Source organism: bacterium, from assembly GCA_017744355.1.
GTDB lineage: Bacteria > Cyanobacteriota > Sericytochromatia > S15B-MN24 > UBA4093 > JAGIBK01.
In genome coordinates this window covers 111,283-132,808 of record JAGIBK010000005.1, presented here as the reverse complement: position 1 = coordinate 132,808, position 21,526 = coordinate 111,283, and the positions used below count along the sequence as shown (strand labels likewise).

19 protein-coding genes are annotated in these 21,526 nt (G+C 67.8%); 8 read left to right on the top strand and 11 right to left on the bottom strand.

Features of this window, described 5'->3' with window-relative positions; translation table 11 throughout:
• Positions 1 to 79: 79 nt before the first annotated feature.
• Positions 80 to 892, top strand: a complete 813-nt coding sequence (locus tag J7643_13615; GenBank protein MBO9541620.1) for a 3-oxoacyl-ACP reductase FabG — start codon at positions 80 to 82, stop codon at positions 890 to 892.
• A gap of 57 nt (positions 893 to 949) precedes the next feature.
• On the opposite strand, the gene J7643_13610 is transcribed toward J7643_13615, so the two are convergent.
• The 5 genes from J7643_13610 to J7643_13590 form a co-directional block, all read right to left on the bottom strand.
• Entirely contained in the window at positions 950 to 1,996 is a 1,047-nt protein-coding gene (locus J7643_13610) for a cytochrome-c peroxidase (protein MBO9541619.1), read from the bottom strand.
• Positions 1,997 to 2,102: 106 nt separating this feature from the next.
• The gene (fabG, locus tag J7643_13605; GenBank protein MBO9541618.1) at positions 2,103 to 2,843 is read right to left on the bottom strand and encodes a 3-oxoacyl-[acyl-carrier-protein] reductase; all 741 of its coding nucleotides are present in this window, start codon (positions 2,841 to 2,843) and stop codon (positions 2,103 to 2,105) included.
• A 14-nt stretch (positions 2,844 to 2,857) separates the two neighbouring features.
• Positions 2,858 to 3,931 carry a class III poly(R)-hydroxyalkanoic acid synthase subunit PhaC gene (phaC, locus tag J7643_13600; GenBank protein ID MBO9541617.1) on the bottom strand — a complete coding sequence of 358 codons (1,074 nt, stop codon included), beginning with the start codon at positions 3,929 to 3,931 and terminating at the stop codon, positions 2,858 to 2,860.
• A gap of 66 nt (positions 3,932 to 3,997) precedes the next feature.
• The gene (locus J7643_13595) at positions 3,998 to 4,291 is read right to left on the bottom strand and encodes a hypothetical protein (protein MBO9541616.1); all 294 of its coding nucleotides are present in this window, start codon (positions 4,289 to 4,291) and stop codon (positions 3,998 to 4,000) included.
• A 28-nt stretch (positions 4,292 to 4,319) separates the two neighbouring features.
• The gene (locus J7643_13590) at positions 4,320 to 4,712 is read right to left on the bottom strand and encodes a hypothetical protein (protein ID MBO9541615.1); all 393 of its coding nucleotides are present in this window, start codon (positions 4,710 to 4,712) and stop codon (positions 4,320 to 4,322) included.
• A gap of 133 nt (positions 4,713 to 4,845) precedes the next feature.
• On the opposite strand from J7643_13590, the gene J7643_13585 reads away from it, so the two are divergent.
• Positions 4,846 to 5,370, top strand: coding sequence for an AAA family ATPase (locus J7643_13585; protein ID MBO9541614.1), 525 nt, complete (start codon positions 4,846 to 4,848; stop codon positions 5,368 to 5,370).
• On the opposite strand, the gene J7643_13580 is transcribed toward J7643_13585, so the two are convergent.
• Positions 5,303 to 6,022, bottom strand: a complete 720-nt coding sequence (locus tag J7643_13580; GenBank protein MBO9541613.1) for a hypothetical protein — start codon at positions 6,020 to 6,022, stop codon at positions 5,303 to 5,305. The genes J7643_13585 and J7643_13580 overlap by 68 nt on opposite strands.
• 99 nt (positions 6,023 to 6,121) lie before the next feature.
• Positions 6,122 to 7,237, bottom strand: coding sequence for an acetyltransferase (locus tag J7643_13575; GenBank protein MBO9541612.1), 1,116 nt, complete (start codon positions 7,235 to 7,237; stop codon positions 6,122 to 6,124).
• A gap of 318 nt (positions 7,238 to 7,555) precedes the next feature.
• On the opposite strand from J7643_13575, the gene J7643_13570 reads away from it, so the two are divergent.
• The 6 genes from J7643_13570 (at position 7,556) to J7643_13545 (ending at position 17,195) form a co-directional block, all read left to right on the top strand.
• The gene (locus J7643_13570) at positions 7,556 to 10,738 is read left to right on the top strand and encodes a hypothetical protein (GenBank protein MBO9541611.1); all 3,183 of its coding nucleotides are present in this window, start codon (positions 7,556 to 7,558) and stop codon (positions 10,736 to 10,738) included.
• A gap of 60 nt (positions 10,739 to 10,798) precedes the next feature.
• Positions 10,799 to 12,334: a long-chain fatty acid--CoA ligase gene (locus tag J7643_13565; GenBank protein ID MBO9541610.1), complete on the top strand. Its 1,536-nt coding sequence runs from the start codon at positions 10,799 to 10,801 to the stop codon at positions 12,332 to 12,334.
• A gap of 17 nt (positions 12,335 to 12,351) precedes the next feature.
• Positions 12,352 to 13,596 carry an MFS transporter gene (locus J7643_13560; protein ID MBO9541609.1) on the top strand — a complete coding sequence of 415 codons (1,245 nt, stop codon included), beginning with the start codon at positions 12,352 to 12,354 and terminating at the stop codon, positions 13,594 to 13,596.
• 134 nt (positions 13,597 to 13,730) lie between these two features.
• Positions 13,731 to 15,218: a zinc carboxypeptidase gene (locus J7643_13555; GenBank protein MBO9541608.1), complete on the top strand. Its 1,488-nt coding sequence runs from the start codon at positions 13,731 to 13,733 to the stop codon at positions 15,216 to 15,218.
• 147 nt (positions 15,219 to 15,365) lie between these two features.
• Positions 15,366 to 16,151, top strand: a complete 786-nt coding sequence (locus tag J7643_13550; GenBank protein ID MBO9541607.1) for an Ig-like domain-containing protein — start codon at positions 15,366 to 15,368, stop codon at positions 16,149 to 16,151.
• Positions 16,152 to 16,154: 3 nt separating this feature from the next.
• Positions 16,155 to 17,195 (top strand): hypothetical protein, encoded by a 1,041-nt coding sequence (locus tag J7643_13545; protein MBO9541606.1) that lies wholly within the window; start codon positions 16,155 to 16,157, stop codon positions 17,193 to 17,195.
• Between the two features lie 61 nt (positions 17,196 to 17,256).
• Here the strand turns inward: J7643_13545 and J7643_13540 are convergent, their stop codons facing one another.
• The 4 genes from J7643_13540 to J7643_13525 form a co-directional block, all read right to left on the bottom strand.
• Positions 17,257 to 18,255 (bottom strand): IPT/TIG domain-containing protein, encoded by a 999-nt coding sequence (locus J7643_13540; GenBank protein MBO9541605.1) that lies wholly within the window; start codon positions 18,253 to 18,255, stop codon positions 17,257 to 17,259.
• Positions 18,256 to 18,355: 100 nt separating this feature from the next.
• The gene (locus J7643_13535) at positions 18,356 to 19,123 is read right to left on the bottom strand and encodes a tetratricopeptide repeat protein (GenBank protein MBO9541604.1); all 768 of its coding nucleotides are present in this window, start codon (positions 19,121 to 19,123) and stop codon (positions 18,356 to 18,358) included.
• Entirely contained in the window at positions 19,120 to 20,100 is a 981-nt protein-coding gene (locus tag J7643_13530) for a hypothetical protein (GenBank protein MBO9541603.1), read from the bottom strand. Before J7643_13530 ends, J7643_13535 begins: the two co-directional genes overlap by 4 nt.
• The gene (locus J7643_13525; protein MBO9541602.1) at positions 20,097 to 21,389 is read right to left on the bottom strand and encodes a hypothetical protein; all 1,293 of its coding nucleotides are present in this window, start codon (positions 21,387 to 21,389) and stop codon (positions 20,097 to 20,099) included. The genes J7643_13530 and J7643_13525 overlap by 4 nt, the downstream gene beginning before the upstream one ends.
• Positions 21,390 to 21,526 lie beyond the last annotated feature (137 nt).

The window sequence follows — 21,526 nt, the reverse complement described above, 5'->3', positions numbered from 1 at the left end:
TACAAGGCCCTGTAACGAGGCTGTAACGAGCGGGGGCTATGAACGATTGCGATCCCCCTCGAACCGATAGGAGAAGGCCATGCTCGATACGACCGCCCGCGCCTCCGACGCCCTCGCCCACGTCCTGCCCAACTTCCGGCTGACCGACAAGGTCGCCGTCGTCACCGGCGCGGGCTCCGGCCTGGGCAAGGCGATCGCCCTCGGGTTCGCCGCCTCGGGCGCCAAGGTCGTCCTGACCGAGCTGCCCAGCCGCATGGCGCTCGCCGAAGAGACGGTCTCCGAGATCGCCGCCCTCGAAGGCGAAGCGCTCGCAGTCTCCCTCGATATCACCTCGGTCGCCTCGATCGAGGCCGTGTTCGAGGCCGCCGTGGGCCGCTTCGGCGGCATCGACGTGCTCGTGAACAACGCCGGAATCAACATCCCCAAGCCCGCCCTCGAGGTCACCGAGGAGGACTGGGACAAGGTGCTCGACATCAACCTCAAGGGCACCTTCTTCGCGTGCCAGGCCGCGGGCCGCCGGATGGTCGCGCAGGGACGCGGCGGGCGCATCGTCAACATCACCTCCCAGAACGGGGTGGTCGGCTACTTCAAGCGCGCCGCCTACTGCTCCAGCAAAGCGGGCGTGGTCAACCTGACCCGCGTGCTCGCCATCGAGTGGGCCCAGCACGGCATCAACGTCAACTCGGTGGGCCCGACCTTCGTCGAGACGCCGCTGACCGAGGTCACCTTCGCCGATCCGGGCTTCAAGGAGGACATCCTGCGCCGCCTGCCCATCGGCCGCCTCGGCACCCCCGAAGAGATCGTCGGCGCCGTGGTCTACCTGGCCTCGCCCGCCGCGAGCCTCGTGACCGGCCAGACTCTTTTGGTGGACGGCGGCTGGACCGCGATGTAAGACCCAAATTCAAGAGGCCCGACGGATTGCCGTCGGGCCTCTTTGTCATGGCTGCTACTAGACCGGCAGCTTGGGGGCCTTCTGCTTGGGGAACTCGCCCGTGAGCGAACTCAGGAAGGCCACGATGTCCTTGGTCTGGCCATCGGTGAGGGTGGTGTTGAGCTGGGACTTGGCCATCACGCGCACCGCCTCGTCGAGGGTCTTGACCGAGCCGTTGTGGAAGTAGGGCGCGGTCTTGGCCACGTTGCGCCAGGTGGGCACTCGCCACATGTGGCGATCCGACTCGGTGCGGGTCGCCTCGTAGCGGCCCAGGTCCTTCTTGAGCTGGTACTTGGCGTCGTAGGCGCTCGGGATGCGGGGGAAGCGCTGGTAGAAGCCGGTCCCTTCAGGCATGGGGGGGCCCGAGAAGTTCTGGCCGCTGTGGCAGCTGATGCAGCCGAGCTGCTGGACCAGGTCCATGCCGCGCTTGGCGGCCGGGGTGAGGGCCTTCTCGTCGCCCTTCACGTAGCGATCGAAGGCGCTGTTGGGGGTGACGAGGGTGCGCTCGTAGGCGGCGATCGCCTTGGCCACGTTGTCGATGTTCAGGCTGTTCTTGCCGTAGACCGCATCGAACTGCTTGACGTAGCCGGGGATGCCCGCGAGGCGCTTGACCACCACGTCGTGGTTGGGGTTGCCCATCTCGACCGGGTTGACCATGGGGCCCTTGGCCTGCTCTTCGAGGCTCGCAGCACGGCCGTCCCAGAACTGGACCGACAAGAAAGCGGAGTTCCAGACGGTGGGGGCCGAACGGCCGCCGGTCTTGCCGAAGACGCCGAGCGAGGTGGCGCGGTTGTCCTCGCCGCCCGCCATCACGTCATGGCAGGAGTTGCACGAGACCTTGCCGGTGCTCGAAAGCCGGGGGTCGAAGTAGAGCTGGCGCCCCAGCTCGACCTTGGCCGGGGTCATGGGATTGGCCTTGGGCACGGGCGGCTTCTCGGGCAGGATGAAGGCTTCCCACTGGGCGCGGACCGAGGCCGGGACCGCCGCCTGAGCGGGGGCACCAAGGGCCGCGGCGATGGCGATCGCCGCCGCCGAAAGCAGCGAGAAACGAATGGCTTGTCTCATAGAAAGGGAGGCGCTCCTTTGTCATGGGGCTAAATTTAGAATAATTCTAACCTATAGATACAAGCAAGCGGCGAGGAGAGTCAAGCCCCTCGCCGCCTGAATGGGATCAGATGATCAGGCCGCCGTCCACGCTCAGCACGTGGCCGTTGATGAAGTCGGCGTCGTCCGAAGCAAGGAAGAGGAAGGCCTTGGCGATGTCCGAGGGCTGGCCCAGGCGCCCCACGGGGGTCTTGTCCTTCATGGCGACGAGCACCTTCTCGGGCATGGCCTCGGTCATCTCGGTGGCGATGAAGCCCGGCGCCACGGCGTTGGCCGTGATGCCCTTGCGACCGAGCTCCTTGGCCCAGGTCTTGGTCATGCCGATGACGGCGGCCTTGGTGGCGGCGTAGTTGGTCTGGCCGAAGTTGCCAAAGAGGCCGACCACGCTGGTGGTGGTGATGATCTTGCCCTTGCCTTGGGCGATCATGTGGGGCAACACCGCCTGGGTGCAGTTGAAGACGCCCTTGAGGTTCACGTCGATCACCCGGTCGAACTGCTCTTCGGTCATCTTGGCGAGGGTCGCGTCCATGGTGATGCCCGCGTTGTTGATGAGCACGTCGATCCGGCCCCAGTCGGCCACGACCCGATCGGCCAAAGCCTGCAGGTCCGTGCGCTTGGTGACATCGGCCGTCAGGCCCATTGCCTTGCCGCCCGTCGTCTCGATGGCCGCGACCGTGGCGGCCACGCCCTGCGGCTCGCGATCGCAGACGACGACCCGGGCGCCTTCGCGCGCGAGGGTGAGGGCGCTCTCGCGGCCGATACCGCGGCCGGCGCCGGTGATGATGACGACCTTGTCCTGAAGGCGCATTGGATTCTCCTCGTTTAGTTGGAGCGGGCGGCAAGCCAGGTATCGAGCTTGGGGAAGAACTTTTGCTTGGCGCTGCGCCCTGCGACCAGCCCCACGTGCCCGGCCTTGATGGCCAGCTGCTCGGCATCGTCGCTCGACACGCGGCTCAGAAGCGGGGTGGACTGGCAGACCTGCACGATGTGGTCCAGCTCGGCGACCACGCTCAAGAGCGAGCAGCGGATGTTCGAGAGGTCCACCGTGCGGCCGCCAAGGCGCATCTCGCCCTTGACGAGCTTGTTCTGCTGGTAGAGTTCCTTGATCCACTGGCGGAAGGCCTCGCCCGCAAAGGGGATGCCGTCGTTGATCCAGTGGTTCATCACCAACCAGCCCTGCACGAACTGCTCGTCGTCGAGCCGGTCCATGAGCGTCACGTAGGGGCTCATGTAATTCTGGATCGGTTTGAGCAATTTGGAGCCGAACTCGACGAAATCGGCGGGCACCAATTTGTAGGCGTCCACCACCCGGTCCACGTCGTAGTGCTTGGGGTCGAGCCAGTTGGAGAAGAGGCCCGCCTCCGAGAAGTCGATGGGGGTCGCCATCAGCACCAGGTTCCGCAAGGGGGCCTCGGGGTGCAGGGCCGCGTACATGGTCGCCATGGTGCCGCCCATGCAGTAGCCGATCAGGCTGAAGTCCTTGGCGCCCGAGTGCTTGAGCACTTGCTTGACCGCCCGGGGGATGTAGTCGAGCACGTAGTCGTCGAACTTGAGGCCCGCGTCCTCCTCACCGGGGATGCCCCAGTCGAGCAGGAAGACGTCGTAGCCCTCGCCGACCAGGAACTCGACCATGCTGTTGCTCGGCGCGAGATCCAGGATGTAGGGGCGGTTGATCAGGGCATAGACGAAGAGGATCGGGGTCGCGTGCTTGCGCTCGCCCTTGGCATGGTAGCGGTACAGCTTAGCCTTGTTCTTGGTCCAGACCACGTCCTTGGGGGTCTGCCCCACCATGGGCGCAAGCGGGCGCTTGGCGTAGGCCATGGCGGCCTCGGTCCGCTTCAGGGTGCGCTCGAAGGCCTCTTTGGCCTGGTCCGTCGATTCGGTGTGGCTGCTCATGCGAATCCTCTCACGTAACGACAAGCTTCCCCCTCGCCTATCAAGGCGAGGGGGAAGCAATTGAAACTAGCGCTGGACGAACGAGATCCCGCCGGGGGCCCAGCGCATGGTGTCGCGGACGCCGCCTTCGACCATGCGGTTGAGGGCCTCGTGGTTGGCCTTGGCCTGCGAGAGCATGCTCTCGGCGAGCTTCTGGCCTTCCATGCGGCTCACGCGGGTCTGCTCGAGCCATGCGGTGGCGAAGGCATCCGCCTGCTCCTGGGCCCAGAACATGGTCTGGAGGCCGGTGCGGGCCATGCCCCAGAACTCGCCGGTCAGCGAGGTGGTGTCGAAGAGGGGACGCTCGGTGGTGCTGTTCATCGGATTCTCCTATTTAGAGCGAAACGTGTTAGCGGGAGCGGCGGGACTTGGGCGCGGCCGGAGCCGCGGCGGGCGCCGAGTTCAGGGTCGAAAGCTTGGCGAGGATCTGGTCGAGCTTGTCCTCGACGACGTCGAAGCGGTCTTCGAGGGCCTCGATCTTGGTTTCGAGGGCGACGACCTGAGCAGCGAGGGCCGCGTGATCGGACTTGGTGGGCACCCGCATGCTCTGCAGATACTTCTCCATCCCTTCGCGCATGGCCTGCTGCGAGGCGATCTGGCGCTCGCGGGTATCGCCCAGGGTCGCGGCGAAGGCCTCGCTGTTGAGCGTCTCTTGCAGGGGCTTGGAGAAGGCTTGCTCGAACTGGTCGAACATCTGCTTCCAGGCGGCGAAGGGGTCGGTCTGGGACGAGGCGTTCGACATGGCGGCTTTCCTCCTGCTCGATTCACTGACTGCCCTGCAGCTTAGACCCCCGACGTTACAGGGCGGTTACACCCCGTCGTTACAAGCACAAGATGCGCGGAGTGATAAGCTGAAGGCCAAGGAGAGATGAGCCATGAAGGCAATCGTCATGGTCGGGATGCCCGGCTGCGGCAAGAGCACCGAGGCCGCCGCCATCGAGGGCTACGAGGAGATCAACCGGGACAACCTGCGCCTGGAGCTGACGGGGTCCTACGAGGACTTCACGCGCGAAGGCTGGATCAACCGGGAGCAGGCACGGCGGATCCGCAAGGCCGCCGAGGCGGGCCGAAACGTGGTCATCTCCGACACCAATACCGTCCGGCGCTACCGGCGCGCGCTGATCAAGCTACTTAAGGAGCTGGGCTTTCACGTCGAGGTGCAAGTCTTCGACGTGGGGCTCGAAACCTGCCTCTTGCGCAACAAGACGCGCTCCAAGCCCGTGGACGAGGAAATCATCCGCAAGATGGCGAACCGCCTTTCGCTCAACCCTCCCGCCATGGACGAAGGGATGGATACGATCCGCGTGATCGGCAAAGCGCCCCGGGGCGCTGCTACCAGCGCGTCCCAAGCCCTAGAGCGACGAACGGCGCCTCGAGGGCCTGCGCCGTCTCGGCCTTGACCACCGGGATCCGCAAAGAAGCCTTGAGGGTGTAGCGGTCGATGCTCGCCGTGAGGCCGGGAGCGATCGCCAACCTGCAATTCGGCCCAAAGTCCCAGCTGGGCGTGCCCGACAGCACTTCGAGGTCGGCGTTGAGCCCGTCCATCAGGCGGTACTCGCCGGCCACATCGAAGCGTGCGGCCCCCGGCGCGGCGGCGTCGAAGCGATGATGGTAGGCCGCCATGGTGTAGATCGTGAAGCGGCTCGTGGGATAGAGGTCGAGGTAGGCCCTGAGGGCTGCCTGGCGCTCGCCGAAGCGCCCCACCTTGAAGCCGTAGAGCGGGGTAAGGCGCAGGTTCAGCCACGGCAAGAGGCGTCCGGCCGAGTAGCTGAGCCCCAGGTAAGAAGTCCCAAAATCGCTGGCTTGCGGCATGGCGAGCGCGAGCCCATCGAGCGAAAGGCTGAGGCGATCCGCGACCCCCAGCTCCAGGTTGCCCCAGAGGGTTTGCGAGGCACCGGTGGCGCTCAGGGTGGGATGGACCATGAACAGCCCGTGACCGGGGGCGGGGATCTTCGCGTTCGCGAAGTTGATCGGAAGGGCGACGGCGGGGCGGGGCGCAAGCGCCAGCAAAAGAGCCAGGGCGACGGGCGGGACCACACGCTTGATGCTCATCTCACACCTTTTTCACCAACCAAAGGGCACGGGATTCTCTAAATACCCCGCGGCCAGGACTCTAAGCCCTGGAAAAAGGTGAAGATTTCAGGGAGATGGTCAGCGCAGGACGTCGGCCACCCAGGTGTGGGCCTGGGACGAGATCACGAGGTCCATGTGGTTGAGGTGCAACAGGTCCTTGGCGACCAGCCGCGCGCCGGCGCGGGTCATGTCGTCGGTGGCCGTGGCGCTCTTGACGAAGACCACCCCGTCCGAGGGGCCGGTGTGCTCGTTGTGGATGCCCGCGAGGTCCGCGCGGTTGCCCGCAAGCACCGCGAGCTCGACGTTCGGGACCAGGGGCGAGCGGCGCAACAGCTCGATGAAGTTCCCGCCGTCCTCGATCGCCTGGTCGATGCCGGGCGAGCGGCTCAAGAATCCCTGCCCGCCGTGGTAGGTGGTGTACCAGTCCACCTCGGTCTGGGGCAGCGGGTACTCCTTGTCCCAGCGCGCGAGCATCTGGAGCTGGCCGGGGAAGTAGTCGCCGAACTTCTTGAACATGGTCTGGGCCGAGGTGTCGACCCACACTCCCATCACCAGCATCCCCGTCCAGGACATGGGGGCGTTGAGGCGCGGATCGCTCTTCTCGGGATACAGGCCGTAGTTGATGATCGGGTGGCGGAAGGTGGTGTCGAGGCCCAGGTGAGGCCCGGCGATGAGCACCAAACGGCGGATGTCGCGCTTGAACTTGGGCATCCAGGCGTAGCGTACGTCCGAGGCCAGGGCACGAGCAGCGACGGTGCCCTTGCTGTGGGCGATCACGTCCACCTCGGCGGCCCCCGTCACTTGCTTGATGCGCGCGATCGCCCAGGCGATCTGCTCGGCCTGCAGGACATTGTCCCCGTGGCGGTTGGCGAAGGTGACGGCGAAGACCCGGTGGCCCTTTTCGGCGAGGGCCTTGGCGAGGCCCTTCTGGTCGTGGGGCTTGATCCAGGTGCTGGTGGCATCGAGGATGGTCCCGTGGACCAAGAGGACCGGCACGCCCTTGGCCTCTTCCCAGCCCGAATAGTAGTGCAAGAGCACGTCGCTCGAAGGAGGCGCGTCGGTACCGAAGGCCTTCACGATGTCCGCGTCGGTGTGGCGGCCGTTGGGGCGCAGCTTCTCCTTGGGGAAGTCGTCCGAGGTGCTCACGAGGCGCTCGAGCTTCTGCCACTCGCGGCCCGAAACGGTGCCCGCCAAGCGGTAGCGAGCGCCCGCGGAAGCTTCCGCGCGAACGCTATCACTGGATCGATCCGGTACCCTGCCCATTGAGCTCCCATCCCATGCGCCGCATCCCGAGACAAGAGCGGCCATGAGGAGCATGGTGAGCCAGGAAGGACGCGCACGCATCGGCGAAAACTCCAGACGCTCGGGAAGACCTCCTTTTATCATAGACCGTCAAGCATTCAATCTGAATTAAAAGATCGTTCATCTTGCATTAAAGAAAGGATCACGAAGGAGCGATCCGGTTGAGCGAGATCGAGCGGGGGTACTTAAGGAGGAACGAGAGGAGGCAGCTTGTTCGGCGCTGAGGTCGTCACGCGTACCAAATTCTTGTCCCCGCGCCTGCGCCGCGCGCCGCTGAGGCGTGAGCGGCTCGACGCGTGGCTGGATGGAGCGCGGGAGCTGCCGCTCGTCGCCGTGGTCGCAGGCACCGGGTACGGCAAGAGCGCACTCTTGGCCGACTACTTCGAGCGCAGCAAGCAGGCCGCCCTGTGGTACGCCCTCTCCGAGCGCGACCGGGACCCGCAGGTCCTGGCCCTGCACCTGGCGCACCTCGCCCACCGGCGCTTCCCTGGAGTGGCTGACGGTGCCCTCGCCCTCTTGGCCCAGCCGGGCGGAGCCAGCGTGCACGGCCTGGAAGCCATCGAGCGCCTGGCGGATAGCTTGCTCGATCGCCTGGATGAGGAAGCCTGGCTCGTCCTCGATGACTTTCATCACCTGCACGGCGCCCCCGAGGCCCTCGCCCTCATCAACCACCTGCTGACACACCTGCCGCCTGCGCTGCACCTGGTCCTGGTCTCGCGCCAGCGGCCCGAGCTGCCCGACTTCGCCCGCTATCGCCTGCAAGGGGATGCTCAGGTGCTCGATCAAAGCACCCTCGCCTTCACCCCGGACGAGGCCCGCGCCCTCTTTGCGCACCTGGGCAGCGAGACACCCGCTTCCGAAGAGGCCGATCGCCTCATCGCGAAGACCGAAGGCTGGCCCATGGCCTTGCAACTGCTCGCCCAGCGCGCGGGCGGCACCAGCGGGCTGGACGAAGCGGGCTCCTTGCGAGACCTCTTCGAGTACCTGGCCCGCGAGGTCTTCTCCAAGCTTCAACCTGCCGAGCGCGAGCTGCTGCTGGCCGTCGCCCCGCTCGCGCGGCTCGACGCCCGGGCCTGCGGCGCGCTCCTGGACGACCCCGAAGCCCCCGAGCGCCTGCGCAGCCTGGGCGAGCGCGGCCTGTTCTTGGCAACACTCGGCCCGAACGCCTATCGGCTGCACCCGCTTTTTCAAGAGTTCCTGCTCGCGCGCCTTTTAGAGCGCAACGCGCTCGAAGCCGCACACCGCGAGGCCGCCCACGCCATGCAGGTGCTGGGGGACGACGAGGAAGCGATCGCCCACCTGCTTTCGGCCGGTGCGCTCGCCGAGGCCTGTGCCCTCATGACGGGGCTTGCGCCCGAGATGGTACGGCAGGGGCGCTTCGCGCCGCTCGGATCGTGGCTTGCGGCTCTGCCCGCCGAATTGGTGGAGCGCACCCCTGACTTGACCCTCGCCTACGGCGACGCCTGCCGCCTCGCCGGGCGCTTCGACGAGGCGATCGCCTGGTACGACCGAGCCGAGCGGGGCTGGGCGGAGATGCCCGAGGCCCGCGCCCAGGCGCTTGCGGCCAAGGCCATGGTCTACCTGGACACCCTGCAACCGGCCCAGGCCGAGCGCTGGCTTCAAGAAGCCCTCGCCTGCGACCCGGACCCCGCGCGCCAGAGTGCGCTTCGCGCCCACCTGGCCGAGAACCTTCTCAACCAGGGCCGCGCCCCCGAAGCCGAGCGCATGCTCGAAGAGGCGGGCCTGAGCGCGCGCCCCGAGACCCTCGAGCACATGGGGCGCATCCTCCTGCGCACCGGGCGCCTGGCCTCGGCCCATGCCCTCTTGATCGCAGCCGTCGCTCCCGACCGGGAAGGCGCGACCAAGGCCCATCGAGAGGCCGCCCTCATCCTTTCTTTCATCGAGGCCCTCACGGGCGGCGGCGAAGCAGCCCTCGCCCACGCCACGAGCGCCCTGGAACGCGCTCGTCGGCAAGGCGCCCGCTGGACCGAAGCCGTCGCCTTGATCCGCGAAGGGCACGCCTACTTGGTACAAGGGGAAACCGAAACGGCCGAGGCCCGCTACCGCGAGGCCCTCGCCCTTGCCGTCCCCGTGGGAGTGGCACGTCTCAAGGCCGAGCCCCTGATGGGCCTCGCGCTGCTGGCCGGGCGCCAGGGCCGGCTTTCTGAAGCCGAGGCCTTCGCCCGCGAGGGCCTGGAGCTTGCCCAGGCGACCGGCGACGTGTGGCTCTCGGCGCTCTTGGGCCTCTCGCTCGGCGCCGTCTACGCCGCGGCGGGCGACCCCAAGGCCGAGCGCTGGCTCATGCAGGCTCAGAGCGGCTTCGAGCGCTGCGGCGACCCGTTCGGTCAGGCGCTCTGCGCTCTGTGCTTCGCGCGCCTCTCGATTGCTTTGCGCGAGCCCAAGGCCCTCGCCCTGCGCTTCCGCACCCTCGCTGCCCTCGTCCGCAAGCACGATTACGGCTTCCTATTGAAGCGCCCCACCCTTTTGGGCTTCGCCCGCACCGAGGATGCTCAGGCCTTCTGCGACGACGCCCTTGCGCTGGGCGTGCCCAAAGCGACCCTCCAGCCCTGGCTCCAGGAAGAGGAGAGCGCCCCCCAAGCATTAGACGTGGAAGTGCTCAGGATCCGTACCCTCGGCAAGTTCCGGGTGTGGCGCGGCGCGCAGGAGCTGGGCGATCGCGCCTGGGGCCGCGAGAAAGCCCGCCAGCTCTTCCACCTGCTCGTGACCTACCGCGGCCAGTGGCTGCCGAAGACCCGGATCCTGGACCTCTTGTGGCCCGACCTGGACGCGAAGGCCGCCGACCAGACCTTCCGGGTGGCCCTCAACGCCCTCAACAAGGCCCTGGAGCCCGAGCGCGCCAGCGGTCAGGCACCGCGCTTCATCCGCCGAGAGGGGCTCAGCTACGGCCTCATGACGGGTGCCGACGTCTGGCTCGACGTGGCCGAGTGCGAGCGCCTGCTGGAAGCCGCCCGGGCCACGGAGGCCATGGGCGAGGACCCCAGCGCGTGCTACCGCGAGGCCCTGGAGCTGTACGAGGGGGATTTCCTTCAGGACTTCGTCCACTACGACGCGTGGTGCGAGCAAGAGCGCGAGCGCCTCAAGGACCGTTACAACGAGGCGGCTCTGCGTCTGTCACGCCTCTTGGCCGAGCGGGGCGACGACGCGGGCTCGGCCCACTGGTGCCAGCGCCTGCTCGAAAAGGACCGCTCCGTCGAGGAGGCCTACCGCCTGCTCATGCGCGCCTACTACCGCCAAGGCGATCGCGCCATGGCCCTGCGCACCTACGACCGCTGCGTCGCGGCCCTCGCCGAGGAGCTGGACGTGGACCCCATGCCCGAGACCGAGGAGCTGTTCGAGCGCATCACCCGATCGGCCCCTGTAACCGACCTGTAACAAACAAAACTTAACGTCCTCTCCAACGTTCAGCCCCCCACCCGTGACAGGAGGATCGGCATGTACTTTGGAGACTGGCTCAGCCGCTGGGCGACCTACACCCCTGAGAAGGTCGCCGTCATCGACGAAGCGAGCGAGCGCCGCCTGAGCTACCGGACGCTCAACCAGCGTTGCGATCGCCTGGCCCATGTCCTGCGCCACCGCTTCGGCATCCAGAAGGGCGATCGCGTCGCCGTCCTCGCTCAGAACTGTAGCGAGGTCCTGGAGCTCTTCTTCGCAGCGGGCAAGCTCGGCGCGGTGCTGGTGCCGATCAACTGGCGGCTGGCTGCCCCCGAGGTCCGTTACATCCTCGACGACTGCGGCCCCCGCGCCCTGTTCTACGGACCCGAGTTCGACGCCTTGGTCCGCGAGATCCTGCCGCAGCTTGCGCTCGAATATGTGGTCCCCCTCGCTCCGGACGGCATGCTGACCGCCTACGAGGACCTGCTCGCCATGGCCTCCGACGAGGTGCCCACCCCCGCCGAGATCGCCCTCGACGATCCGCACCTGATCCTCTACACCTCGGGCACCACGGGCAATCCCAAGGGCGCTATCCTCACCCACGGCACCATCACCTGGAACGCCATCAACACCCAGGTCGGCTGGGACCTGCACCACGACGACGTGACCCTCGCCCACACCCCGTTCTTCCACACGGGCGGTCTCAACGTCCTGACCACTCCCCTCCTGCACCGAGGCGGCACGGTCGTGGTGATGCGCGGCTTCGACGCGACGCGCTCGCTTTCGCTCATCGAGCAGGAGCGCTGCACCGTGGTCTTCGCCGTGCCCACCATGTTCCAGATGCTCTTGGATGCGCCCAACTTCGAGAGCTCGGACCTTTCGAGCATCCGCTTCTTCATCACGGGCGGCGCCCCTTGCCCGGTGCCATTGATCGAGGCTTACGCCCGGCGCGGGGTGACCTTCAAGCAGGGCTACGGCCTCACCGAGGCGGGCCCCAACTGCTTCACCCTCGATGCCAAGGACTCGGTGCGCAAGGCAGGCAGCGTGGGCTTCCCGAACATGCACCTGGACGTGCGGGTGGTGGACGACGAGGGCAAGGAGGTGGCCACCGGCGAGATCGGCGAGCTGCTCATCTCGGGCCCCCACGTGTTTGCGGGCTACTGGCGCAATCCCCAAGCGACCGCCGACGCCATCCGTGACGGCTGGCTGCACACCGGCGACCTGGTTCGGCGCGACGAAGAGGGGTACTACTACATCGTGGACCGCAAGAAGGACCTCTTCATCTCGGGCGGCGAGAACGTCTACCCCGCCGAGCTTGAGAAGGCCCTGCACCACCACCCGAGCATCCACGAAGCGGCGGTGATCGGGGTGCCCGACCCCAAGTGGGGCGAGGTCGGCCGCGCCTTCGTGGTCCTGCGCGAGGGCCACATGCTCACCGAGGCCGAGGTGCTCGACTTCCTCAGAGACCGGCTCGCCAAGTACAAGATCCCCAAGTCGGTCGTCTTCAGCGACGCCCTGCCCCGCAACTCGGCGGGCAAGGTCGTGAAGAACGCCCTGCGCGCCGCCCAGGCCGCGACGATTAGCGCCCGCGGCTAGTGATAATGGAGAAGACCGTGACCACCGACAAGCCCACCCAGTACCGCTTCGTCATCGAGGCCCTGCTGTTTCTCACCTACGCGGTCTTCGGCCTCTCGTGGATCGCCGTCACGCCCCTCAGCGCCGAGATCCAAGGAAGCTTCCACATCACCGCCGCCCAGTTCGGCCTGATCAACACCCTGGTCTCCTTCGCCAAGGTCCTCGCCCCGCTCGTCACGGGCCTGTTGGCCGTCAAGATCGGCATCAAGCGCACCGTGCTCATCGGCAGCCTGTGCATCTCGTGCGCGGCCCTGGCGCCTCTGGCCGGCGACTTCAACCTGTTTCTCGTCTCGCGCTTCGTGTTCGGGGTGGGCGGGGCCATGGTCGTCACCCTCCTGAGCGCCGCGGTGATGCAGTGGTTCCCCAAGGGCGAACTGCCTTTGGTCAACGCCCTCAACAACGTGGCGGTCAATACTGGCATCACCGTCACCCTCTTCACGACCGTTCCCCTCTCGGGCGTGCTCGGCTGGCGCAAGACCCTGCTCGTCTACGGCCTGATCAGCGTGGGGCTCCTGGTCGCCTGGGCCATCTTCGGGCGCGATCGCCTCGCGGCCAAAGACGCCAAGGCCCAGAGCGCCGAGCAGGCCCGCTACGCGGACGTGTGGCGAATGAAGGAGACCTGGATCATCGCCCTGAGCTTCGCGGGCCCGCTCGCGCTGTACCTGGCCTTCAACACCTGGCTGCCCAAGTACTACATGGAGGCCTTCGGCATGACCAAGGCCGCCGCCTCCCAGTACACGGGCCTCTTCAACCTGGTCGGCATCCCGACCGCCATCATCGCGGGCATCCTCACCAAGCAGCTCGGCCTGCGCCGGCCCTTCATCATCGGGGCGGGCATGCTGATGGGCTTCGCGGGCTTCGGCATGTTCCTCTTCAACCAGCCCGCCCTCCTGATGCTCTCGGCCGTGTGCCTCGGAGTGGCGCTGTTCACCTACGTCTCGCCCCTCTTCACCGCCCCCATGGAGCTGCCCGGCATGACCCCGCAGAAGGTCAGCCTCATGATGGGAACGGTCTTCAGCTTCGCCTACGTCTTCTCGTCGCTCTCGCCGGTGGTGGTGGGCTACCTGCGGGACGTGACCGGCACCTTCACCCTGGGCTTCGGCATCTGGGCGGCCTTCTCGTGGGTGCTCGCCCTGGGCGGCCTCCTGCTGCCCGAGACCGGGCCGGGCCGCAAACCCGCCACGCCTTCCCAGCCTCCCGAGCCCGTCGCAGCCGGCCGCTGATCGACGCTTCCTCCCCGTCCCACCAAGGGGCGGGGAATTTTTTTAAAAACCGACGCAAGTCCTCCTTCAGATCAAGGGATATTAAGAGTAAGATTAAGCATGAGTTAAGTCCCGTTTATCGGAGGAGTTGCTGAATGTCCCGTTCCCTCTCTCCCTGGAGCAAGGTAGCCGCAGTCGCCCTGACCTTCGGCCTGCTCGCCGGTTGTAGCATGAACCCCATGCGTACCGGGGCCGACCCCGCTGAGGTCTCCAAGCTGAAGGCCGCTGCCGCCCGCTCGACCACCGGCTTGGTCAACGTCACCGTCACCCACGACAACGCCAAGAACCTGACCGAGCTGGTCAACGCCGGCTTCGACGTCTGGGGCGTCGAGGGCAAGCGGGTCAAGGGTAGCGCCAACGCGGCCTCGCTCGCGGTCATCGAGCGCCTCAACCTGCCCGTCGAGTCCACGCGCACCCTCGGCAACTCCTTCGACAAGGGCTACAAGACCACCACCGAGATCGAGGCCGACCTCAAGGCGCTCGCCGCCAAGTACCCTGAGCTGACCAAGCTCGAAGACTTCGGCGACAGCTGGGAGAAGAGCCAGGGCAAGACCGGCCACGACCTCTACGTCCTCAAGATCGGCCGCGGCAACACCGCGAGCAAGCCGGGCGTCATCTTCCTGGGCAACCATCATGCCCGCGAGATCGTCACCCCCGAGATCGTGCTGAACATCGCCCACATGCTGCTCGAGGGCTACGGCAAGGACCCCGAGATCACCGCCTACGTCGACTCGCGCGACATCTGGCTGGCGCCGACCGTCAACCCCGACGGCCACGTCCACGCCGAGAAGGGCGCCAACCAGCGCAAGAACACCAACATCGTCACCGGCGGCAAGCGCCGCATCGGCGTCGACCTCAACCGCAACTACGGCTACAAGTGGAACAACGGCGGCGCGAGCGCTGATCCCGAGAACGACACCTTCATGGGCGTGGGCGCCTTCTCGGAGCCCGAGACCCAGGCGATCAAGCAGCTCGTCAGCAGCCGCAAGTTCGCCTTCCTGATGACCTACCACAGCTTCAGCAACCTGATCCTGTGGCCCTGGGGCTTCTCGGACGCGCCGCCCCCCGACAAGCGCCTGCCCGCCATCGGCATGAAGCTGGGTGCGCTCTCGGGCTACAAGCCCCAGCAGTCCAAGGACCTCTACAAGACCTCGGGCGACACCACCGACTGGGCCTTCGGCGAGCTCGGGATCCTCTCGTACACCAGCGAGATCGGCTCGTGGGGCGACAACTTCGATCCCCCCTACGCCAAGATGACCCAGTTCTGGAACGAGAACCGCCCCGGCGCCCTATACCTGCTGAAGCTCGCCGACAACCCCGACGCGGTCTTCGGCCCCGCCCTGACCAGCGTCAAGGTCGCAGGCGGCCAGGTGCAGGTCCAGTCGAGCACCCCCATCGCCCAGGTCGAGACCTTCGTCGGCCAGGCGGGGGCTCCCGGCACCGGCACCAAGGTCCGCGCTCAGGGCACCACGGCCGCCCTCGCCCTGCCCTCGGGTCTCACCGAGAGCCGCCAGGTCGTCCTGGTCCGCGCCCAGGGCACCGACGGCAAGTGGGGTCCCACCGAGGCCGTCTGGAGCCGCTAGGCACCACCCCCAAAAGACACCAAGAAGCGCTGGATCAGGTTCTGATCCAGCGCTTCGCCTTGAAATTAAGTCACCACGGCGTTTGAAGGGCAAGGGGGCGGGTAAGAGATCGAGGAAGGGTTTTCCAAAAAATAGGAGACCATGGCCATGCGCCGGTTTGGCATTCCGCTTGCCCTTGCGCTCAGCTGCTTGCTGACCGCCTGCCCTGAGAACGACGAAATAGCAGGCACCCTCCCCGTTGCCACGCCCGCCCCCACCCCCAGCGGCAGCTCGGGCGTCGACGGCCAGGTGAACAACGGCGGCGCCACTCCCAAGCCGGCGGGCCCCACCGTGACCGCCTTCCTGCTCGCTCCTGCGGATCAGACGATCACGAGCGCTCCGCTCGCCACTCCGAGCGCGCGCCAGGGCAAGCTGACCGTCTCGGCCCGGTACTCGGACAATCGCGAGCTCGGGACCACCGCCAACTGGTCGTGGGTCCCCAACCATGCCTTGCTCGTCGAGGCGAACGGCAACCTCAAGGCCGCCACCGACAACTACCAGGGCACCGTGATCGTGACCGCGGCCTCGGGCTCCTTCCGTGCGACCGTCTCGGTCCGCGTCACGGCCACCCCCCTCACGGTGACGAGCTTGACCCTCTCGCCCGCGAGCCTCACGCTGTACGTCCCCTCGCCGGACGGCCAGAACACGGCCGGGTACCCGACGACGGGCCAGCTCTTGCCTACCGTCACGCTCAGCGACGGCAGCACCGAGAGCGCCGTGGTCTGGACGGTCTCGAACCCGACGGTTGCGACCGTGAGCGCGAGCGGCCTGGTGACGGCCCTGCAGGACGGCAGTGTCACCCTGACCGCCAAGGCGGCCAAGGACCCGAAAATTGCCGCCGTCTGCAACCTGACGGTCCTTGCCAAGAGCAAGGTCGACGTGATCGTGAGGTAGCGCATGCGCCCGTCTTCCCACCTCCAGCTTGCTTTGATCGCCCTCGCTCTCGTGGGCTGCCAGCAGCTCCCGCTGATCGGCACCGGCGCCCCTCAGGCCATCGGCTCGCCCGCTCCTTCGCATCCCGAGGTCGCGCGCGTCACAAGCGAGGTGGCGATCGCCATCCAGTGGCCCTACGTGGCCCAGGCGATCCCCACCAGCACCCGCCGCCTGCGCCTCGTCTTCACCGGCCCCCAGCCGGAGCAGAACCCTACGCCCAAGGACGTGACGCGCCCGCCCGGCGAGGCGCCCATCAGCCTGGAAACCCTGGAGCTTGCAGCAGGCAACGACTACCACCTGGTCGTCACCGCCTACGACGGCGGCGACACGCCGATCGCCGAGGGCACGGCCGACTTCGACGCTCTCGCCAACACCCGGGTGCCGGTCACGGTGACGCTCACCCCCTACGCCACCCCCGCCGTCACCGGCTTCAGCCCCACCAACGGCGGCCCCGGCATCTCGGTGCTGATCGAGGGCGCCCAGCTTGGCCTCGATCGGGGCCTCTTCCCCAGCTTCACCTTCGGCGAGGGCGGCGCCAGCGCCACGGGCACCCCCGAGGGGCAGGCGAGCGTTTCGGTCTTCGTGCCGGTCGGCGCCCGCACCGGGGCCATCACCCCCGTCGCGGACGGCGTGAGCGGGACGCCGAGCGGCGCGACCTTCACCGTCCTCTCGGCGCTCGGGATTTCGCCCGCGAGCTGGACCTTCTCGCTCGCTGCGACCGACAGCGCCGCCTTCACCGCCCAGGCAACCACCGATACGGGCGTGGGCTTCCTGGGGCCCACCGTGACCTGGAACCTGGACCTGCCCCTTGCCGCGCCGAGCGAGCCCGACCCGGACGCCTCGCCCGATCCGGAGGCGAGCCCAATGCCGCCTTCCTACCTGCCGCCCATCGGCACCCTCGATCAGCAAGGACGCTTCGTCTCCAACGGCGCCACCGGCTCGGCCCTCGTCTGGATCCGCTCGGGCAACCTGACGGCGACGGCCTCGATCACCGTCACCCCCTGATCACCCCATTGGGAACGGCCCCCGGCTCGCCTGAGCCGGGGGCCGTTCGCGTCGAAGGGACTCAGCGCCCGAGCGAGGTGATGGAGATCTCGGCGGTTGAGAGGATCAGGTAGTTGGGCACGCCGTAGGTCGCCCCGTCCACGGTGACGGCCAAAGGGCCGCTCTTGGCGGTGAGCGGGATGCTGCAGGTCGCCGTCTGGCGATCGGCCGAGATCCAGACGGGTGCCGCCGCCACCCCGTTGATGGAGACGACGTTGTTGGCCGGGTTGGCGCTGAAGGTGAGCCCCTTGATCGTGAGGGTCTGCCCCACGCTCGCCCCGGTCGCCGCCGAGGGCGTCAGGTTGAGGGTGGAGGCTCCGCTGTTGGAGAGGACGAAGCTGTCGCTGCCGCTCTCGTAGGCGATGCCGGCGAGCGGGTCGCGGTCCTGGGTCAGGGCCGCCTCCACCATGCCGTAGACTTGGTGGTACTCGGCGTTTTTCAAGTTCGCATAGTCCGCCCGGTCGTTGAAGGTGTCCTTGGTCGTCGGCAAGAGGTTGTTGTCCGGCACGTTGTAGGCGAGCTTGCCCATCAGGCCGCTCACGTCCACCGCCACCGCCGGGAACTTGCTCCGGTGGCTGACGATCGCGGAAACGGCGGTGCTGCCCTCCGTGACGAACATGGTCTCTCCGGTCAGGGAGATCCACTTGCCGTCCTGGTAGCGAACGAGGGTACGGACGCGCGCCGCGGGCTTGCCCGCCGCGTTGGCATCGAGGCCCTTGACCGCTTCGACGAAGTAGCTCGCCGAGGCGCTCGGCCGGAAAGAGCGGCCGAAGGTGAGGCTGAACTTGCCCTCGGTCGAGGTGACGTTGGACGCGATCGAACGGTTATCCGCCACGTCGATCAGGCTGACGGTGGCCGCGTCGGCGATGTCCGTCATGGAAGTGGCCTGGGTGCGGAAGCCCAGGGCCGACATCCGAACCTGGCCCGCGAGATCGGGGGCGCTCGGGGCCTCCTGGGTCGGCAGCAGGGCGCAGCCCGACGCCGCGACGAGCAGCGAAACCCCCAGCCAGCGTTTCTTCATCGGATCACCCTCATGCCAGGCCTGGAAGCAAACAGGCGCCACCCGGGATCAATATACCGAGCACGGGCCCAAATCTAACCAGCGCGAGGCCTTGGGCCCCTCAGGCGAGCGAACGGATGGCACTTTCGCGTCCCGCCTGGACCTCGGGGGTGTCGAAGCCGGCCTCGAAGGCCAGGCGATAGTAGCGCTCGGCCTCGACCCAGCGGCCTTGGCGCAGGTGAAGCCAGGCGGCAAGAGCCAGGGCCTCGCCGAACTCGGGCGAGAGGGCGAGCACCAGGGAGAGGGCCTCTTCGGCGCGGGCGTAGGCGCCCCGGGCGGCCCACTCGCGCGCCAGGTTGAGGGCCGAGACCGGATCCTCGGGGCAGGCGCGACGCGCCCGCTCGAAGCTTGCGATCGCCCCGTCGGCGTCGCCCTGGGCCGAGAGCAGCACGCCCAGGTTGTTGTAGGCCTGCACGCACTGGGGCTCGTGGCGCAAGAGCTCCTGGTACTCCCGGATGGCGCCCGCCACGTCCTGGGTCTCGACCAGCAGGAGGGCCAGGTTGTAACGGGCGGCGACCCGCAGGGGCTCCTGCAAGAGCACCTCCCGGTACTCCGCGATGGCGCCCTCCAGGTCTCCCGCCTTATCCTTCGCGGCCGCGAGCTGGGCGCGGATCCGGGTGCTGCCGCTCGTGGTCGCAAGCGCAGCCTCGAAGGCGGCGACCGCCTCGACGGGCTGGCCCGCGCGCATGTGGACGTGCCCCTTGATCAGGTGCAGCTCGGTGGCCCGCGGGGCCGAGTAGAGGCCCTGCAGACAGGCGCGGATGGCCGCGTCGTAGTCCTCGCGCTCGAGGGCCGCAAGGGCCATCACGCGGGCGGTCTTGAGGTTCATGGCGTCTCCACGGCGATCGCGCGGCGCAGATCGGCGATGAAATCGGCCCAGCCCGCATACCCCGGATCCACGTCCAGGTGGCCGTCCTCGGCGCGGCGCAGGCGCAAGGCCTTGAGCAAGACCGCCGCCAGCTCGTGCGAGATGAGGATCGACAGATCCTCCAGCCGCGGCATGTGGCGCAAGGCCTGGGCGTAGCGCCCACGACCCGAGGCCATCAGGGTGTCCATCCACACCTGGAAGGCCTCGGTGGTGCGCTGGGGCGGGAAGGGCAGCTCCACGCTCAGGGGCATGACCCCGGCGAGGGCCTCGATCATCATCAGGGCGAGCGCGCCCCGATCGTCGGGGATCAGGTACGGGTAATAGGCGGGGGTGGTGACCAGGGTCCGCGAGCCGAGCGGCGTCCCCTCGGCCGCCGCGCACGACGGATCGATCAGGCGGAAGCCCCCCTCGGCGTCCAGGAGCACGTTGTCGGGCTTGAGGTCGCCGTGAAAGGGCAAGCGGCCCTCCCGGTGGCGCAGGGCGAGGGCCTCGGCGATCGCCACGAACAGGGCGAACGGGATGCGGGCGCGACGCGAAAGGCGGCTGCGCATGGTCTCGCCCTCGATCGCCTCGAACACCACGTAGGCCCGCGCCCCCAGGTTCCCCATGGCGAGCACCTTTGGGAAGAGCGGATCGGCCAGGCGCTGTAGCAGGCGGCCTTCCCGCGCCAGGATCTGGCTCGGAGTGAGGTCACTGGCGCCGAGCCCGCCGGTATGGAAGGCCATGGGCTGGGCGAAGCCGAAGGCGAGGGTTCCCCCGCCGAAGGGGTTGGGGCTCGCGCGCTTGGCGAGCTTGAGGACCGCCTCGCCCCCATCGGGCAGGCGGACCCGGTAGACCTTCGAGAAGCCCCCCTCACCCATCAGGCCCAGGATCACGTAGCCGTCGAGCAGATCTCCGGTGGCGAGGCGCTGGGTCGTGGTGCGGCGCATGCGGCTCATGACGCCCCTCCCGCCTCAGGCCGGTAGTAGCGGGCCGTGCGCGGATCCATCAACGAGACGAGCGCCTGCTCGGGAAGCCGCGACAAATCCACCAGCACCCGCACCGCCTCGGCCCCCTCACCGAGGGTCACCTCGTTCCACGCGTGGCCGCCAGGCATCAGGCCCGCCCTGCCGCGCACCAGCGCGCACGGCAACCCCGCCTCGTCGGCGAGCACCTGGAACAGCAGGGCGCGATGGCGCGAGAGACCGCCGCCCAGGGCGCGGTCCACCTCGCCGATGAGCAGGGGGCAGCCGCGCAGGGTGGAGGCCGCGAGCACCACCCGGGCCTCGATGCGAGCCACCGGGCCCCCGAGCTGGTCGTAGACGTAGCGCACCAGGTCCTTGAGGCGCGAGAGCGGCGCCTGAGAGCGCAGGTCCTTGGCGTAGGCCAGGTGACGCCGCAGGGCGGGATCGCAGAGGCGATCGACCACCAGCACCTCGCGCCGGGCATCCACCGGCCAGGCATGCGCATCGAGCGTCACGCCACGGCCCGCGTCCGAGAAACCGTCATGGAGACGCCCTTCCAGGCGATGACCATTGGCGAAGGCCAGCCGCTGGGCGATGGCCTCCGACGAGGCCTCGGCAGGTGGCCGCACCGTGCTCTGGACCGCGTCTCCGGCCGAGCCGAGCCACGCTCGGTTGGCGGCGAGGAACTGCTCGGCCGTGAGCTGCTTGCGGCCGACCCCCGGCTTCTCGACCATGAGGCGCTCGCCCCGCATGCCGCCGGTGCGCCAGCCGGGATCGAGGGTGCCACTCGAGCGCGGCACCTGCACGGTCAGCCCCTCGGGCACCAGATGCAGGTTGTGACGCAGAAGCTCCTCCAGGCTCAAGAGCTTGCTGAGGACCCCGTGCTCGGAGGGGCGGGTGACGAGCACCTGGCCGGAAGGCGTGCGCGATCGCAGGGTCCAGGCCGGATCCAGCTCGCCGCCTGCGCGCATGACCGCCACCTGCACGTCGGCGGTGAGCTCGAAGGGTTGGCGCAGGGTCACGGGCTGGGCCGACTCGGCCTCGCTCAGACGCGGCTTGACCGGGGCGGGGGCTTCTGCACGGCCGAAGTGCGAGAAGTAGCGCCCCTGCTGCACGTCGGTGCGGTAGCCATCGAACATCAGGCCGGAAAGACGCGCCCAGAAGGGCTCCTCCTCACGGAAGAGTGCGCGCGGGGTCTCATCCTCCACCATCGCGTCATAGGAGAGGCGCCCGAGCAAGATGGGCCGCGCAGGCAGCAAGTGGTGATCCGAGGCGGCTGGCATGGGCCTTCCCTCACAAACGGGTGCGGGGGTCTCTCACCTTCTATACCGCAAAGCTCGATCGCTAAAAACCCTCAGGCCGCATTCCTACTTTACGGACGGCGATCGCGGGATTATGATTAGAACAATTGTTCACACTT